General features: G+C 63.6%; 13 protein-coding genes and 4 tRNA genes. 16 read left to right on the top strand and 1 reads right to left on the bottom strand.

What is annotated here, in order from left to right:
* The first annotated feature begins 157 nt into the window (after positions 1 to 157).
* The 16 genes from D8767_RS20615 to D8767_RS20540 all read left to right on the top strand — a co-directional run bounded on the left by D8767_RS20615 (position 158) and on the right by D8767_RS20540 (position 14,721).
* Positions 158 to 1,162, top strand: a complete 1,005-nt coding sequence (locus tag D8767_RS20615; RefSeq protein ID WP_016715169.1) for an aspartate-semialdehyde dehydrogenase — start codon at positions 158 to 160, stop codon at positions 1,160 to 1,162.
* A gap of 71 nt (positions 1,163 to 1,233) precedes the next feature.
* Positions 1,234 to 4,023: a FimV/HubP family polar landmark protein gene (locus D8767_RS20610; protein WP_063977197.1), complete on the top strand. Its 2,790-nt coding sequence runs from the start codon at positions 1,234 to 1,236 to the stop codon at positions 4,021 to 4,023.
* 99 nt (positions 4,024 to 4,122) lie between these two features.
* Positions 4,123 to 4,977 (top strand): tRNA pseudouridine(38-40) synthase TruA, encoded by an 855-nt coding sequence (gene truA, locus D8767_RS20605; protein WP_029380336.1) that lies wholly within the window; start codon positions 4,123 to 4,125, stop codon positions 4,975 to 4,977.
* A gap of 61 nt (positions 4,978 to 5,038) precedes the next feature.
* On the top strand, positions 5,039 to 5,659 hold the full coding sequence (locus tag D8767_RS20600; RefSeq protein ID WP_016715173.1) for a phosphoribosylanthranilate isomerase: 621 nt from the start codon (positions 5,039 to 5,041) through the stop codon (positions 5,657 to 5,659).
* A 219-nt stretch (positions 5,660 to 5,878) separates the two neighbouring features.
* Complete coding sequence (gene accD / locus D8767_RS20595) at positions 5,879 to 6,772, top strand: acetyl-CoA carboxylase, carboxyltransferase subunit beta (protein WP_016715174.1); 894 nt, start codon at positions 5,879 to 5,881, stop codon at positions 6,770 to 6,772.
* Positions 6,772 to 8,079, top strand: a complete 1,308-nt coding sequence (gene folC / locus D8767_RS20590; protein ID WP_025754982.1) for a bifunctional tetrahydrofolate synthase/dihydrofolate synthase — start codon at positions 6,772 to 6,774, stop codon at positions 8,077 to 8,079. The genes accD and folC overlap by 1 nt, the downstream gene beginning before the upstream one ends.
* Positions 8,063 to 8,728, top strand: coding sequence for an SPOR domain-containing protein (locus tag D8767_RS20585; protein WP_016715905.1), 666 nt, complete (start codon positions 8,063 to 8,065; stop codon positions 8,726 to 8,728). Before folC ends, D8767_RS20585 begins: the two co-directional genes overlap by 17 nt.
* Positions 8,729 to 8,846: 118 nt before the next feature.
* Entirely contained in the window at positions 8,847 to 9,404 is a 558-nt protein-coding gene (locus tag D8767_RS20580; RefSeq protein WP_016715904.1) for a CvpA family protein, read from the top strand.
* A 42-nt stretch (positions 9,405 to 9,446) separates the two neighbouring features.
* The gene (purF, locus tag D8767_RS20575) at positions 9,447 to 10,952 is read left to right on the top strand and encodes an amidophosphoribosyltransferase (protein WP_016715903.1); all 1,506 of its coding nucleotides are present in this window, start codon (positions 9,447 to 9,449) and stop codon (positions 10,950 to 10,952) included.
* Between the two features lie 16 nt (positions 10,953 to 10,968).
* Positions 10,969 to 12,180 carry an O-succinylhomoserine sulfhydrylase gene (locus tag D8767_RS20570; protein WP_016715902.1) on the top strand — a complete coding sequence of 404 codons (1,212 nt, stop codon included), beginning with the start codon at positions 10,969 to 10,971 and terminating at the stop codon, positions 12,178 to 12,180.
* Entirely contained in the window at positions 12,177 to 12,950 is a 774-nt protein-coding gene (locus tag D8767_RS20565) for an SDR family oxidoreductase (RefSeq protein WP_016715901.1), read from the top strand. The genes D8767_RS20570 and D8767_RS20565 overlap by 4 nt, the downstream gene beginning before the upstream one ends.
* A gap of 147 nt (positions 12,951 to 13,097) precedes the next feature.
* Positions 13,098 to 13,173: transfer RNA gene (locus D8767_RS20560), tRNA-Val, on the top strand.
* Positions 13,174 to 13,239: 66 nt separating this feature from the next.
* Positions 13,240 to 13,316: transfer RNA gene (locus tag D8767_RS20555), tRNA-Asp, on the top strand.
* Between the two features lie 99 nt (positions 13,317 to 13,415).
* Positions 13,416 to 13,492: transfer RNA gene (locus tag D8767_RS20550), tRNA-Asp, on the top strand.
* A gap of 140 nt (positions 13,493 to 13,632) precedes the next feature.
* A tRNA-Asp gene (locus D8767_RS20545) sits at positions 13,633 to 13,709 on the top strand.
* A gap of 199 nt (positions 13,710 to 13,908) precedes the next feature.
* Positions 13,909 to 14,721, top strand: coding sequence for a DUF2242 domain-containing protein (locus D8767_RS20540; protein WP_016714800.1), 813 nt, complete (start codon positions 13,909 to 13,911; stop codon positions 14,719 to 14,721).
* 271 nt (positions 14,722 to 14,992) lie between these two features.
* Here D8767_RS20540 and D8767_RS20535 read toward each other — a convergent pair whose 3' ends face one another.
* The gene (locus tag D8767_RS20535) at positions 14,993 to 16,033 is read right to left on the bottom strand and encodes an AraC family transcriptional regulator (RefSeq protein ID WP_016714802.1); all 1,041 of its coding nucleotides are present in this window, start codon (positions 16,031 to 16,033) and stop codon (positions 14,993 to 14,995) included.

The raw sequence follows: 16,033 nt of genomic DNA, 5'->3' as shown, positions 1-16,033 counted from the left end.
GGGTTTTTTTTATGCCTGGGTGAGGTTTGCAGCGCCAGGCAGCCCTTACGCAACCCATGGCGGACGCTTACCCGGCGAAAATACGGCCATCACAGACAAACCTCTACAATCCGAGTAAAGTGCCGCCCCCGCCGTTCTCAGCAAAAAGGATCCTTTCATGACACACCCTTTGGATATCGCCGTCGTCGGCGCCACCGGCAGCGTCGGTGAAGCCTTGGTGCAGATCCTCGAAGAGCTGGACTTCCCGGTCGCTACCTTGCACCTGCTGGCCAGCATGGAATCGGCGGGCAGCAGCGTGATGTTCGCCGGCAAGAAGCTCAAGGTGCGCGAGGTGGACAGCTTCGACTTCGCCCAGGTCAAGCTGGCTTTCTTCGCCACAGGTGCCGCAGTCAGCCGCAGCTTTGCCGGCAAGGCACTGCAAGCAGGTTGCACCGTCATTGACCTGTCCGGTGGCCTGGACGACGCCCTGGCCCTGGTCCCTGAAGCCAACGCCGAACGCCTGGCTGGCCTGGCGCTGCCGGCACGCATTGTCAGTCCGTGCTCGGCCGCCGTTGCCGTGGCCGTCGCGCTGGCACCGCTCAAGGGCCTGCTGGACATCGAGCGGGTGCAGGTAATGGCATCGCTGGCGGTGTCTGCACAAGGCCGTGAGGCCGTCAGCGAGCTGGCCCGTCAAACGGCAGAGCTGCTCAATGCCCGGCCGCTGGAACCGCGCTTCTTCGATCGCCAGGTGGCTTTCAACCTGCTGGCCCAGGTTGGCGCGGCCGACGAGCAGGGCCACACGGCGCTGGAACGCCGGCTGGTCAACGAGTTGCGTGTGCTGCTGGGCATGCCTGAGCTGAAGATTTCCGTGAGCTGCGTTCAAGTCCCGGTGTTTTTCGGCGATAGCTTCAGTGTGGCGGTGCAGAGCCGTCGCCCGGTCGACCTTGAAGCGGTCAACCAGGCCCTGGAAGCAGCCGACAGCGTAGAGCGGGTGGAGCGTGATGATTATCCGACCCCGGTTGGTGACGCAGTAGGCCAAGACGTGGTCTATGTTGGTCGTGTACGTCACGGTGTTGATGAAGACCAGCAGCTCAATCTCTGGCTGACCACCGACAATGTGCGCAAAGGCGCCGCGCTCAATGCCGTGCAAGTGGCGCAATTGTTGATTAAACACATGCCGTAAAAGATACTGGCGAGCACTTTTGTCCTGCTCCGCATGCAGGTTTCGGGACGATTCATACAAGGGAAGAGGTCATGCTTCGAATTCGCAAACTGGTTCTGGCCATGGCTGCAGCATCGGCGCTGTCGTCTGGCATGGCGAATGCGCTGGGCCTGGGGGAGCTGACCCTGAAGTCGGCACAGAATCAGCCGCTGGACGCCGAGATCGAATTGCTCGATGTGCGCGACCTCAAAGCCGCCGAAGTGGCGCCTAGCCTGGCGCCACCGGAAGAGTTCAGCAAGGCCGGGGTGGCGTTTCCGACCTACCTCGAAGACCTGACCTTCACACCGGTGATCAACCCCAACGGTAAAAGCGTGCTGCGGGTTACCTCCAGCCAGCCGCTGCCAGGGCCGGTGGTCAAGTTCCTGGTTCAGGTGATGTGGCCGCAAGGCCGCCTGCTGCGCGACTACAGCGTGCTGCTTGACCAGGCCAAGGCCCAGGGCGACAAGCCGGCTGCAGGCAATGTGACACCGGCCACAACCGGCGCCAGCAGCTACACCACCCAGCGCCGCGACACTTTGTGGCAGATTGCCGCGCGCAACACGCAAGGTGGCTCGATCCAGCAGACCATGATCGCAATCCAGGCGCTGAACCCGGATGCCTTCATCGGTAACAACATCAACCAGCTGAAGGTGGGCCAGGTACTGCGCCTGCCCGACCAGCAGCAGATCCAGAGCATTCCGCAGGGCGAGGCCAACAGCGAAGTGGCCGAGCAGTATGCCGCCTGGCGTGAAGGCCGGCGCCTGGGCCCGCGTGCCCGCCAGCTCGACGCTACCCGCCGCGGTGCCGCCGAGGCTGCGCCGGCGCGCATCGCCCAGGGCGACAACTTGCGCCTGGTCAGCCCGGGCAATCAGGCCGGCCAGGCCAAGGCGTTGAATGACAAGCTGGCGGTGGCCCAGGAAAGCCTGGATACCAGCCGCCGCGACAACGAAGAACTGAAAAGCCGCATGTCCGACCTGCAGAGCCAGCTGGACAAGCTGCAGCGTCTGATCGAGCTGAAGAATGACCAGTTGGCCCGCCTTCAAGCCCAGGGTGCGGCAGCGCCGGCGACGGCTGCCGCCGCCGCCAAACCGGTTGAGCCGGCGGCAACTGCCCAGCCGGCGGCCAAGCCCGCACCGGCTGCCGTCGATACAGCGCCCAAGCCGGTGCCGGCAGCCAAGCCTGCGCCTGTCGGGCAGCCGAATAGCGCGCTCGACCAGATTCTGGGCAACCCATGGCTGATCGGGATAATTGCCGGTTCCAGCCTGCTGGTGCTGGCACTGCTGCTGTGGCTGCTGGCGCGTAAGCGTAAAGCCCAGCAAGAAGCTGAAAAGCACCTGCGCATGGCGCGGGCGCTGGAGGAAGAGCAGGGCACAGGCTTTGACACCGATACCCAGAGCCTCGATGGCGTCGAAGTTTCGGAGCCGAGCGTTACCCTGTCGCCAGCCGTGGTCGCCGCTTCAGCCGCCGCTGCCGTTGCTGCGGAAAAAGTGGCTGAGCCTTCTGCCGAGTCGGCGCCGGAAGCTGAACCGCAAGCCGACCCGCATGCCGCGCTGCTGGCGGAAGTTGACCAATGCCTGGCCGAAGGCCGCCTGAATCGCGCCACCGACCTGCTGGAGCCCGCCGTGGCTGCCGCGCCAGAACGTGACGACCTGCGCCTGAAGCTGATGGGCGTGTACGCCCGCCAGGGTGACCAGAGCGCGTTCGCCGAGCAGGAGCGCAAGCTGCCGGGCAGCGAGCAGAACATTGCCGAAGTCGCCGGCTTGAAAGAACGTTACCCCGCCATGCTCGGCCTGGCTGCAGCCGGCCTGGGCGCGGCGGCACTGGCTGCCGAGATGGATGAGCAGTACGTGCAGGAGCTGCTGCACGATGAGGCCGAGTCGCCAGTGGTTGCCGACGTGGTGCCTGAGGAAGTGCCTGAATTCGAGCCGCAAGTGGAGGCTGAGCCAGAGGTCGTCGCGCAAGCGGAGCCTGAAGCCGTGTTCGAGCCAGAAACCGAGCTGGATGCCTTCGATGATGTGCCGACCCTTGATGTATCGGGCCTGGAAGCGCATGGCCTCGATGAGCAGGATCTGGACAGTGCCTTCGACTTGAGCCTGGGTGAAGACCTGCCCGAAGAAGACCCGCTGGCCGCGCCGCTGCTGGACGAGGCTATGCAGCAGGAGCCTGTACCTGACGAGTTGGTCATTGCCGAGCCTGTGCTGGATGAGCCTGCATTTGAAGAGGCTCAGCCGGAAGAACCGCCGTTTGCCGTGGATGCCGAACTGCAAGCCGACGCTGATGCCGATTTCCAGGCCATGCTGGACCAGGCCGAGCCGCAGCCAGCCGTGGACCTGTCTGACTTCGACCTTGATGTCAGTGAGCCGGTTGCCCCGGCCGCTCCAGATGCCGTTGAAGAGGCCCCGGTGGATGTTGCCGCCGAACTGGCCGCCTTCGATAGCGAGCCGGCATTCGAACCAGTCTCCGACTTTGACCTGCCATCGGACTTTGATCTGTCGTTGTCGCTGGAAGATGATTCGCCGGCGGCCAAGAGCTTTGCCTCGGAGCTGGACGACGTCAATGCCGAGTTGGACAAGCTGTCGCAGAGCCTGGAATCGCCTTCGCTGGAACCGCATTTCACTGCAGAAGACGCAGTTGCGCAGCCGGATCCCGAGCCGCCACTGGACGACCTGGACTTCGACTTCTTCTCCGGCAGTGACGAAGTGGCCACCAAACTCGACCTGGCCCGCGCCTACATCGACATGGGCGACAGCCAGGGTGCGCGCGACATCCTTGATGAAGTGGTCAAGGACGGCGACGACGGTCAGCGCCAGGAAGCCGAGGACATGCTCTCTCGCCTGGTTTGATATCGTCCTCAAATGAAGTGCATGTCAACGGCAGCCCTACACGGCTGCCGTTGTCGTTATAATCCCCGCCATTTCGTACACCCCACAGGTTTCAAGCGCTTGGACATCATCGACACCGCCGCCACCGAATCCGCGGCCGAAGGCTATTCCCGTATCGCCCTGGGCGTGGAGTACAAGGGCGCCCGCTACCGCGGCTGGCAGCGCCAGGCCAGCGGCGTGCCAAGTGTCCAGCAGGCCTTGGAGCAAGCACTGTCCAAAGTCGCGAACGAGCCGATTTCGGTGATTTGCGCCGGGCGTACCGACGCCGGTGTCCACGGCTGCGGGCAGATCGTGCACTTCGACACCCGCGCTGTGCGCGACGAGCGCGCCTGGACCATGGGCACCAACTTCAACCTGCCGCACGACATTAGTGTGGTCTGGTCGCGGTCGATGCCGGTCGATTTCCATGCACGCTTCAAGGCCTGTGCCCGGCGTTATCGCTACGTTATCTACAACGACCCGATCCGCCCGGCGCACCTGGCCGAGGAAGTCACCTGGAACCACCGCCCGCTGGATGTCGAGCGCATGGCCGAGGCTGCGCAGTTCCTGCTCGGCACCCACGACTTCAGCGCCTTCCGCGCCAGCCAGTGCCAGGCCAAGTCGCCGGTCAAGCACATCTACCACCTGCGCGTTACCCGCCATGGCCAGATGATCGTGCTGGACGTGCGCGCCACCGCGTTCCTGCACCACATGGTGCGCAATATTGCCGGTGTGTTGATGGCCATCGGTGCCGGCGAGCGCCCCGTCACCTGGGCGCGTGAAGTGCTGGAAGGGCGCGACCGCCGTGAAGCCGGGGTCACGGCCCATCCATACGGGCTGTACCTGGTGCAGGTGGAGTACCCCGAGGAATATGCACTGCCCCAGCGTTACATCGGCCCACACTTTTTGACCGGTTATGAGGCGTTGGCAGACTGACGGGCGAAAAGTCATTTGCTAACATCCGGCCTTTCACCGCAATAACCAAGGTTCGCTGTTCATGAGCAATGTTCGCAGCAAGATCTGTGGGATCACCCGTATCGAAGACGCACTGGCCGCTGCCGAAGCGGGTGCCGATGCCATCGGTTTCGTCTTCTATGCCAAGAGCCCTCGCGCCGTGGACGTGCGCCAGGCGCGTGCGATCATTGCCGAACTGCCACCGTTCGTGACCACGGTCGGGCTGTTCGTCAACGCCTCGCGTTGCGAGCTGAACGAGATCCTCGAAGTGGTTCCGCTGGACCTGCTACAGTTCCACGGCGACGAAACGCCACAGGACTGCGAAGGCTACCACCGCCCCTGGATCAAGGCCCTGCGTGTACGCCCGGGTGACGACCTGGAGGCGGCCTGCAAGCTGTACGCGGGCGCGCGCGGTATTTTGCTGGATACCTACGTGGCGGGTGTGCCGGGGGGAACCGGAGAGGCGTTCGACTGGTCTCTGGTGCCGGAGCGCCTGAGCAAACCGATCATCCTGGCGGGCGGGCTGTCGGCCGATAACGTCGGCCAGGCCATTGCCCAGGTGCGGCCTTACGCGGTGGATGTCAGCGGTGGCGTCGAGCAGGCCAAGGGCATCAAGGATGCCGCGAAGATCGAGGCGTTCATGCGGGCCGTGAAACAGGCGTGATGGCAGATGTGACGGCTGGCTGCGCGCCATCGTCCATAGCTTTCGCAGCCCTGCTGGGCAGCTGCCTGCACAGGCGGCAGAACAACACATTAGCGGTGGAGCGGTGCGCTGGAAGCCCCGGCGGCCGGTCCACCATCGTTTGATAAAAGATTTTGAGCTCAAGGGCAGGGCAGGGCCGGCGACACCGGCCCCCGCCTGCCAATACTGGAGAAAGAAAGCATGAGCAACTGGTTAGTCGACAAACTGATCCCTTCGATCATGCGTTCCGAGGTGAAGAAGAGCTCGGTGCCTGAAGGCCTGTGGCACAAGTGCCCGGCTTGCGAGGCCGTGCTGTATCGTCCGGAGCTGGAAAAGACCCTGGATGTTTGCCCCAAGTGCAACCACCACATGCGCATCGGCGCACGTGCGCGCATCGACATCTTCCTCGACGCCGAAGGCCGTGCTGAACTGGGTGCCGACCTGGAGCCGGTCGACCGCCTGAAGTTCCGCGACGGCAAGAAGTACAAAGACCGCCTGGCCGGCGCCCAGAAGCAGACCGGCGAAAAAGACGCCCTGATCTCCATGAGCGGCACCCTGATGGGCATGCCGATCGTGGTCAGCGCTTTCGAGTTCTCGTTCATGGGCGGTTCCATGGGTGCCATCGTCGGCGAACGCTTCGTGCGCGCGGCCAACTACGCCCTGGAAAACCGCTGCCCGATGGTCTGCTTCTCCGCTTCGGGCGGTGCACGTATGCAGGAAGCGCTGATTTCGCTGATGCAGATGGCCAAGACCTCGGCCGTGCTGGCGCGCCTGCGCGAAGAAGGCATCCCGTTCATCTCGGTACTGACCGACCCGGTGTACGGGGGTGTTTCCGCCAGCCTGGCGATGCTCGGCGACGTGATCGTCGGTGAGCCAAAAGCCCTGATCGGCTTCGCCGGCCCACGCGTGATCGAGCAGACCGTACGCGAGAAGCTGCCAGAAGGCTTCCAGCGCAGCGAGTTCCTGCTGGAGCACGGTGCCATCGACCTGATCATCTCCCGTGGCGAACTGCGCCCGCGTCTGGCCCGCCTGCTGGCGCAGATGACCGGCCAGGAAACCCCGGAGCAAGCGCGTGAGGCGGCAGCCGTCGCGTGATGAAACAACGATCCCTGGGCGAGTGGCTCGCCTACCTCGAGCAGTTGCACCCCTCGGCCATCGACATGGGCCTGGAGCGGTCGCAGAAGGTGCTTGCCCGGCTGGCGCTGGGCAAGCTGGCGCCACGCGTGGTGACGGTAACCGGCACCAACGGCAAGGGCTCCACCTGCGCCTTCGTGGCCTCGCTGCTGCGCGCCCAGGGGCTCAAGGTCGGCGTGTACAGCTCGCCGCACCTGTTGCGTTACAACGAGCGGGTGCTGATCGATGGCCAAGAGGCCAGCGATGAGCGCCTGTGCGACGCCTTCGCCGCCGTCGAGGCGGCGCGGGGCGACATTTCCCTGACCTACTTCGAGATGGGCACGCTGGCTGCGTTCTGGTTGTTCTACCAGTCGCAACTGGATGCCGTGGTACTGGAAGTGGGCCTTGGTGGCCGTCTGGACACCGTGAACGTGGTGGATGCTGACCTGGCCCTGGTGACCAGTATAGGTGTCGACCATGTCGATTACCTGGGTGATACCCGCGAGCGGGTGGCCTTCGAGAAGGCGGGTATCTTCCGTCAGGGCAAGCCGGCTTTGTGCGGCGACCTGGACCCGCCGCAGCCGCTGCTGGACAAGGCCGCCGAACTGGCTGCGCCCCTTTTTCTGCGCGGCCGTGACTTCGACCTGGTAACCGCCGATGGCAGCTGGAGCTGGCGGGGTACGGGGACGGATGGTGCGCAGGTAGAACTGCGTGATCTGCCTTTGCTTGATCTGCCCATGGAAAATGCCACGCTGGCCTTGCAGGCGTACCTGCTGATGGGCTTGCCCTGGGACGCTGCGCAGGTGCGCCAGGCGTTGCTGGCTACCCGTATCACCGGTCGCCTGGACCGTCGCCTGCTGAACTGGCAGGGCAAGCCGGTGGAGCTGATGCTGGATGTGGGCCATAACCCGCATGCAGCCGAGTACCTGGCCCGGCGCCTGGCCGCCCGGCCGCTCAAAGGGCGCCGCCTGGCGGTGTTCGGCCTGCTCGCCGACAAGGACCTGGACGGCGTCGTCGCGCCCTTGCAGGGCCTGGTAGACGACTGGGCCGTGGCGCCGCTGGATACCCCGCGTAGCCGCCCGGCTGCAGAACTGGCCACGGCCTTGACGAACCTCGGCGCTGCGGTGAAGTCTTATGCCAGCGTCGACGCGGCCCTTGAGGGACAATGCGCGCAGGCGACGGCGGATGACCAGATCCTGCTGTTCGGTTCGTTTTTCTGTGTCGCCCAGGCGCTGGAATGGCTGCAGCGGCACACCCAGGAGGGTGAAGTAGATGGCAGTGCTGGATAAAGGGATTAAACAGCGCATGGTGGGTGCGCTGGTGCTGGTGGCGTTGGCGGTGATTTTCCTGCCCATGCTGTTCAGCCGCGAGGACGAGATGCGCCAGGTGCATGTCGAAGCCCCGCAGGCGCCGGCGATGCCCAGCCTGCCCGAGGTGAAGGTGGAGCCGGTTGCCGTGCCGGAGCCGCAGGCCATCCCGGAAGAGCCTCAGCAACCACCTGTGGTGGTTGATGAGTCCACGACACCCGCGAGCACGCCCAGCCAGCCGATCACGCCATCGCCGCAGATCCAGGCGCAGGTTCAGCCGGCCAAGCCGCAGGCGCCAGCGCCCAAGGTCGAGCCAAAACCTGTGGCTGCGCCTGCGCCAACCGTGGCTGTGGCAAAACCGGCTGCACCCTCGAAGGTCGATGTCAATGGCCTGCCGGTCAGCTGGTCGATCCAGTTGGCCAGCCTGTCCAACCGCGCTGGCGCTGAAAAGTTGCAGCAAACCCTGCGCAGCCAGGGCTACAACGCCTATATCCGCTCGGCAGGTGGGATGAACCGGGTATACGTGGGGCCGTTGATCGAGCGGGCCGAAGCCGAGCGCACGCGTGATGCCATCAACCGCCAGAACAGCCTCAAGGGTTTTGTGGTGCGCTTCCAGCCTGAGCGCAGCTGAACAAGGTATTCGCGGGCTTGCCCGCGAATGGCTTAACACGAATCCCCCCGACATTCCGCTTACTCCCAGCCCGCTGCTCTGGTAAAATGCGCCGCCTCAAACGTCTGCAGGCAGCACCGTGGCATTTACCTTGGTTGATTGGGCGATCATCGCGATCATCGCCGTCTCCACACTGATCAGTCTCAAGCGCGGCTTCGTCAAGGAAGCCTTGTCCTTGCTCATCTGGATCATTGCCGGTGCGGTTGCCTGGATGTTCGGCGGTTCGCTCTCGGTGTATCTTGAAAGCTATATCCAGACGCCATCGATGCGCGTCATCGCGGGCTGCGCCATTCTTTTCGTCGCCACCTTGCTGGTGGGGGCCATGGTCAACTTCCTGGTCGGCGAGCTGATCCGTGTAACCGGGCTGTCCGGCACCGATCGTTTCCTGGGCATGGCCTTCGGTGCCGCGCGCGGGGCCTTGCTGGTAGTGGTGGCCATAGGCCTGATCAGCCTGGGGCCGGTTCAACAAGACACCTGGTGGCAGGAATCACGCCTGATACCACAATTTCTCTTGGTCGCCGACTGGTCGAAAAACCTGATCCTGGGTTTCACCGGCCAGTGGACGCCCAGTGGGCTGATCAGCGCTCCGGCTGATCTTCCGTTCAAGGAACAGTTGCTCGGGCCGTCCAAGCCCTGAGCGCTATTCACTCAAGTTTCGTCAAAGTAGGGGTTGCGTCGCATGTGTGGCATCGTCGGTATCGTCGGTAAGTCGAACGTCAATCAGGCGCTGTATGACGCGCTTACGGTCCTCCAGCACCGCGGCCAGGACGCTGCCGGTATCGTGACCAGCCATGACGGCCGGTTGTTCCTGCGCAAGGATAATGGCCTGGTGCGCGATGTGTTCCAGCAGCGCCACATGCAGCGCCTGGTGGGCAGCATCGGCATTGGCCACGTGCGCTACCCGACAGCGGGCAGCTCGACCTCGGCCGAGGCCCAGCCGTTCTACGTCAACTCGCCGTACGGCATCACCCTGGCACACAACGGCAACCTGACCAACGTCGAGCAGCTGGCCAAGGAGATCTACGAGTCCGATCTGCGCCACGTCAACACCAACTCCGACTCGGAAGTGCTGCTGAACGTCTTCGCCCATGAGCTGGCGGTACGCGGCAAGCTGCAGCCGACCGAAGAAGACGTGTTCGCTGCGGTTTCCCACGTGCACAGCCGCTGTGTCGGCGGTTACGCCGTAGTGGCGATGATCACCGGCTACGGTATCGTCGGTTTCCGCGACCCCCATGGCATCCGCCCGGTGGTATTCGGCCAGCGTCACACTGACGAAGGCGTGGAATACATGATTGCCTCGGAAAGCGTGGCCCTGGACGTGCTCGGCTTCACCCTGATCCGCGACCTGGCACCGGGCGAAGCGGTATACATCACCGAAGGCGGCCAGCTGTTCACCAAGCAGTGCGCCGAAGCGCCGACCCTGCAGCCGTGCATCTTTGAACACGTCTACCTGGCCCGCCCGGATTCGATCATCGACGGTATCTCGGTGTACAAGGCCCGTCTGCGCATGGGTGAAAAGCTGGCCGACAAGATCATGCGTGAGCGCCCTGAGCACGATATCGACGTGGTCATCCCGATTCCGGACACCAGCCGTACCGCCGCGCTAGAGCTGGCCAACCGTCTGGGCGTCAAGTTCCGCGAAGGCTTCGTCAAGAACCGTTACATCGGCCGTACCTTCATCATGCCCGGCCAGGCTGCGCGCAAGAAGTCGGTTCGCCAGAAGCTCAACGCCATCGAGCTGGAGTTCCGCGGCAAGAACGTGATGCTGGTGGACGACTCGATCGTGCGCGGCACCACGTGCAAGCAGATCATCCAGATGGCCCGCGAAGCCGGTGCCAAGAATGTCTACTTCTGCTCTGCAGCCCCTGCAGTGCGCTACCCCAACGTCTACGGCATCGACATGCCGAGTGTTCACGAGCTGATCGCCCACAACCGTACCACCGAACAGGTGGCCGAGTTGATTGGCGCCGACTGGCTGGTCTATCAGGACCTGCCTGACCTGATCGATTCGGTCGGTGGCGGCAAGATCAAGATCGATCACTTCGATTGCGCGGTATTCAACGGTGAGTATGTCACCGGCGATATCGACGCGGCCTACCTCGACCGCATCGAGCAGGCCCGTAATGACCTGGCCAAGGTCAAGAACCAGGCCGTCAGCGCGATCATCGACCTCTACAACAACTGATTCAGGGAGCGACGGCATGACGGATCAATGGGATGCCGGGCGACTGGACAGCGACCTCGAGGGTGTCGGTTTCGACACCCTGGCGGTGCGCGCCGGTCAACACCGCACACCCGAGGGCGAGCACAGCGAAGCGCTGTTCCTGACCTCCAGCTACGTGTTCCGTACGGCGGCCGATGCTGCTGCGCGCTTTGCCGGTGAAACGCCGGGTAACGTTTACTCGCGCTACACCAACCCGTCGGTACGTGCCTTCGAGGAGCGCCTGGCGGCGATGGAAGGTGCCGAGCAGGCCGTGGGTACGTCCACCGGCATGGCGGCGATCCTGGCCGTGGTGATGTCGCTGTGCAGCGCCGGTGACCATGTGCTGGTGTCGCAGAGCGTATTCGGCTCGACCATCAGCCTGTTCGAGAAGTACTTCAAGCGCTTTGGCGTTCAGGTGGACTACGTGCCACTGGTCGACCTTGCTGGCTGGGAAAAGGCCATCAAGGCCAATACCAGGTTGCTGATCGTCGAATCGCCGTCCAACCCGCTGGCCGAGCTGGTCGATATCACTGCGCTCAGCGAAATCGCCCATGCCCACGGTGCCATGCTGGTGGTGGACAACTGCTTCAGCACCCCCGCGCTGCAGCAGCCGCTGAAGCTGGGTGCCGACATCGTGTTCCACTCGGCCACCAAGTTCATCGACGGCCAGGGCCGTTGCATGGGGGGCGTGGTTGCCGGCCGTGCCGAGCAGATGAAGGAAGTGGTGGGCTTCCTGCGGACCGCAGGCCCGACCCTCAGCCCATTCAACGCCTGGATCTTCACCAAAGGCCTGGAAACGCTGCGCCTGCGTATGCGTGCGCACTGTGAAAGCGCCCAGGCCCTGGCCGAATGGCTGGAGCAGCAGGATGGCGTGGAGAAGGTGCATTACGCCGGCCTGCCTAGCCACCCGCAGCACGCACTGGCCAAGCGTCAGATGAGCGGCTTTGGTGCGGTGGTCAGCTTCGAGGTCAAGGGCGGCAAAGAGGGCGCCTGGCGCTTCATCGATGCGACCCGGGTGATTTCCATCACCACCAACCTGGGGGACAGCAAGACCACCATCGCCCATCCGGCCACCACCTCCCACGGCCGCCTGTCGCCGCAGGAGCGTGAAGCTGCAGGCATCCGCGACAGCCTGATCCGCGTTGCCGTGGGCCTGGAAGACGTGGCCGACCTGCAGGCAGACCTGGCGCGCGGGCTGGCGGCGCTGTGATCGAAATCGGCGGCAGTGTGCCAGGCCACAACGGCCGGGTAGCCCTGGTAACCGGTGCCGCGCGCGGCATCGGCCTGGGCATTGCCGCCTGGCTGATCTGCGAAGGTTGGCAGGTGGTACTCAGCGACCTTGACCGCCAGCGCGGTGCAAAGGTGGCCAAGGCCCTGGGTGACAACGCCTGGTTCATCACCATGGACGTTGCCGACGAGGCTCAGGTCAGTGCCGGGGTGTCCGAGGTGTTGGGGCAGTTTGGTCGGCTGGACGCGTTGGTGTGCAATGCGGCGATTGCCAATCCGCACAACCAGACGCTGGAAAGCCTGAGCCTGGCGCAGTGGAATCGGGTACTGGCGGTCAACCTCAACGGGCCGATGCTGCTGGCCAAGCATTGCGCGCCGTACTTGCGTGCGCACAATGGGGCGATCGTCAACCTCACCTCTACCCGGGCGCGGCAGTCCGAGCCCGATACCGAGGCCTACGCCGCGAGCAAGGGTGGCCTGGTGGCCTTGACCCATGCCTTGGCCATCAGCCTGGGCCCGGAGATTCGCGTCAATGCGGTGAGCCCGGGCTGGATCGATGCCCGTGACCCGTCGCAGCGCCGTGCCGAACCGCTGACCGAAGCCGACCATGCCCAGCACCCGACGGGCAGGGTAGGGACGGTAGAAGATGTGGCGGCAATGGTTGCCTGGCTGCTGTCACGCCAGGCGGCGTTCGTGACTGGCCAGGAGTTTGTGGTCGATGGCGGTATGACTCGCAAGATGATCTACACCTGAGACCGGTGTTATAGGAACGGGGACCGAAAGGTCCCTTTTCTGTTTTTACCTTTTTTGAAAAAAATTCAATGGGGCTATTGACTTAGCTTCGCCATCTGCGTAAATTTCGCGGCCTCAGCGAAGCAAACGCAACAAGCAACATCGCGAGGGTGATTAGCTCAGCCGGGAGAGCATCTGCCTTACAAGCAGAGGGTCGGCGGTTCGATCCCGTCATCACCCACCACTTCCTGAGATGTTCCTGACGCTTCAGGTTTCGCAAGAAGCCGAAAGCCAGAGAGGAACGCACTGCGCAGCGGTAGTTCAGTCGGTTAGAATACCGGCCTGTCACGCCGGGGGTCGCGGGTTCGAGTCCCGTCCGCTGCGCCATTTTTCAGTAACAGATGGGTGCTTGGCACCGGTCTGAAGCCACAAGGCAAAAACCTTGGGCTGATCCCAGTTTCAATCGGGCGCGAGCCTGAACGATACGCAGCGGTAGTTCAGTCGGTTAGAATACCGGCCTGTCACGCCGGGGGTCGCGGGTTCGAGTCCCGTCCGCTGCGCCATCTTCGCTTCAAGGTCCCTAGAACACCTTGAAGCAACACAAGAGAAGCGATCATGTTATCGCTTTTTTTGTGCCTGCCCTGAGGCCAATGCGCCGGAAGGGTAGACCCAGGTTTCAATCGGGCGCAAGCCTGAATGATACGCAGCGGTAGTTCAGTCGGTTAGAATACCGGCCTGTCACGCCGGGGGTCGCGGGTTCGAGTCCCGTCCGCTGCGCCATCTTCGCCTCAAGGCCCCTTGAACGCCTTGCAGCACAAAAAAGCGACCTTCGGGTCGCTTTTTTCGTTTCTGCGGGCAAGAATTCCCGGCCTTTACCCACATTTACACCAACCTGACAGGTTCTTCACCGACCAGTGGTTCCTGTGCCTGCCTGCTGTGTTGCACAATAGGCACCTTCTCGACATACCCGGAATTCGCAATGACCAGATCTTCCGTCTTTGGTGCGCTCGGGCTGGCCCTGGTGCTGGCGGGCGTGACCGGTTGTTCCTCGAAAAAGGCCGCCATCTACGAGCACGAGAACTTCGACGACTCGGGCACTTTCTCGCGCAGCTTCCCTGTGAGCGATGCCGGCTCTTGCGAGGCCGCGCGGCGTGCCTTGCTTAGCCAGGGGTATATCATCACCAGCAGTGGCGCCAACCAGGTGGTGGGTAACAAGAGCTTCCAGCAGAACAGTGAGAACCACCTGCAAATCAGTTTCAACGTTACCTGTGCACCGGATGTGAGCGACGAGCAGCGTTCGACCATGTTCGCCAACGCCCTGCAGGACCGTTATGCGCTCAAAAAATCCAACACCTCTGCCAGCCTGGGGGTGGGCGTGCTGGGTTCGGTGTCGATGCCGATTGGCTCCAGTGACGACTCAATGGTCAAAGTGGCCAGCGAGACGGTGACGGCAGCGCAGTTCTATGACCGCTATTTCGCGCTGGTGGAGAGTTACCTGCCCAAGCCGAAGAAAGTGAGCAAGGCCAAGGCCGAAGCGCCCAAGGTTGAAAAGCCGGCGGTTGACCTGGGGTTGCCGGAGCAGGCAGCGGCTAACCCTGTGGCCCCGACACCCGCACCGGCGGCTGAAGTTGCGCCCGCACCTGCGGCCGTTGCCCCGGCCAATGAGGCGGTGGCAGCACCCGTGGTGAATGACAGCCAGGGCTCGCAGCCGGTGGCACCGCCGGTGGAGGCTGCGCCGATTCAGGTGCAGCAGGATGCACAGCCTGCCGAGGCTGCGTCACCTTCCCTTTGAATGGTCGCCTGTACCGGCCCTTTCGCAGGTACAGGCCGTGCACATCCCCTGTTACAGACGCACCGCGATAACTTCCTGAACACCTGCTACGTTTACCACTCATAAGCTTGTCATGATTCCTTCATCCAACCTGCTTAGGTTGAAGGTGACACCGACGAATACAAAATGAGTAAAGAGGACGCAGGGCTATGGATGAATATCAGGAAGAACTACTCGAAACCCAGGCTTACGAACTGGACACCCCGGAACCGGCTGACGACGCCACCGAGCTTTAGCCCGCCCGCCGCTGGCTGCGGCGGAACTCCCCCGGTGTTAGGCCCGTCCAGCGCTTGAACGCGCGCTGGAAGGCCTCTGCCGATGCAAACCCCAACAGATAGGCAATCTCGCCAAAGGCCAGCTCCGTATCGCGGATGTAGGTCTCGGCCAGGTCGCGCCGTGTTTCATTGAGCAAGTCGCGAAAGCGTGTGCCTTCCTCGGCCAGCTTGCGGCGCAGTGTCCAGGTTGGCAACTGCAGGTGCAGCGCCACTTCTTCCAGGTCGGGTTCGCGGCCGCCATTGAGCAGTGGTCCCAGCAGATGGGTGATGCGCTCACCCAGGCTGCGCACCCGCGTGCGCTGCTGCATCTCTGCCTCACACAGCTGCAGCAGGTGCTGCCAGGTGCTCGGGCAATGCCTGGGGTTGGCCAGTTGCAGGGTGGCGCGGCTCAGGCGCAGGCGGTTGCCGTCGGCGGCGAACTGCACGGGTGTGCTGCAAAGTGGTTGGTAGCGCGCGGCATACGCGGGTGCGGCAAATTCGATGTCCAGGCGTTCGGCCTGCACCGGGGTGCCTGCAAGGTCGGCTAGCTGGGCTAGCCAACCCGCGAGCAGCGAGTCGACCACAAAGCGGTTGTAGGCGTTATAGGGGCTGATGGAGTAGAAGCGCAGCCAGGCGCCTTGGGCGTCTTCGTGAAAGCTGGAGTGGCCACGGTAGTTGGCCGCGTAAAGCGGTTCGAAATGCAGCAGGGTGCGCGCTGCCTCGCCCAGGGTAGGGGCCTGGGCGGCTGTGACCCCGGCCAGGCCGGCATGAGCCAGGCGGCTCAGGCGCCCCATGTGCAGGCCCAGGGCGGGTTCGCCGCACAGTTCGATGGCGGCGTGGCCAAGGTGCATGTAGCGGGGGATCGACAAGCGCGCGCCGGCTTCAGCCAGGCGCGGCCCATCCAGGCCATAGCGCAGCAGCAGCGGTTCGGGGGCGTGGCCAAGCTCGCGCAGGGCCTCGCTCAGCGGTTGAACAAAGCCAACCGACAGGTCACCCAGGCGCACGCGGGGGCGGGCCAT

Origin of the sequence: Pseudomonas sp. LTGT-11-2Z (assembly GCF_003691445.1) — a bacterium.
GTDB lineage: Bacteria > Pseudomonadota > Gammaproteobacteria > Pseudomonadales > Pseudomonadaceae > Aquipseudomonas > Aquipseudomonas monteilii.
Note: the sequence above shows the minus strand (reverse complement) of the source record. Positions and strands in the feature narration are given on the sequence as shown.

Excerpts from the sequence above, each read along its gene's own strand:
- D8767_RS20615 (WP_016715169.1), top strand. The coding sequence starts at position 158 with ATGACACACCCTTTGGATATCGCCGTCGTCGGCGCCACCGGCAGCGTC.
- D8767_RS20610 (WP_063977197.1), top strand. The coding sequence starts at position 1,234 with ATGCTTCGAATTCGCAAACTGGTTCTGGCCATGGCTGCAGCATCGGCG.
- D8767_RS20600 (WP_016715173.1), top strand. The coding sequence starts at position 5,039 with ATGAGCAATGTTCGCAGCAAGATCTGTGGGATCACCCGTATCGAAGAC.
- accD (WP_016715174.1), top strand. The coding sequence starts at position 5,879 with ATGAGCAACTGGTTAGTCGACAAACTGATCCCTTCGATCATGCGTTCC.
- folC (WP_025754982.1), top strand. The coding sequence starts at position 6,772 with ATGAAACAACGATCCCTGGGCGAGTGGCTCGCCTACCTCGAGCAGTTG.
- D8767_RS20585 (WP_016715905.1), top strand. The coding sequence starts at position 8,063 with ATGGCAGTGCTGGATAAAGGGATTAAACAGCGCATGGTGGGTGCGCTG.
- purF (WP_016715903.1), top strand. The coding sequence starts at position 9,447 with ATGTGTGGCATCGTCGGTATCGTCGGTAAGTCGAACGTCAATCAGGCG.
- D8767_RS20570 (WP_016715902.1), top strand. The coding sequence starts at position 10,969 with ATGACGGATCAATGGGATGCCGGGCGACTGGACAGCGACCTCGAGGGT.
- D8767_RS20540 (WP_016714800.1), top strand. The coding sequence starts at position 13,909 with ATGACCAGATCTTCCGTCTTTGGTGCGCTCGGGCTGGCCCTGGTGCTG.
- D8767_RS20535 (WP_016714802.1), bottom strand. The coding sequence starts at position 16,033 with ATGGCCCGCCCCCGCGTGCGCCTGGGTGACCTGTCGGTTGGCTTTGTT.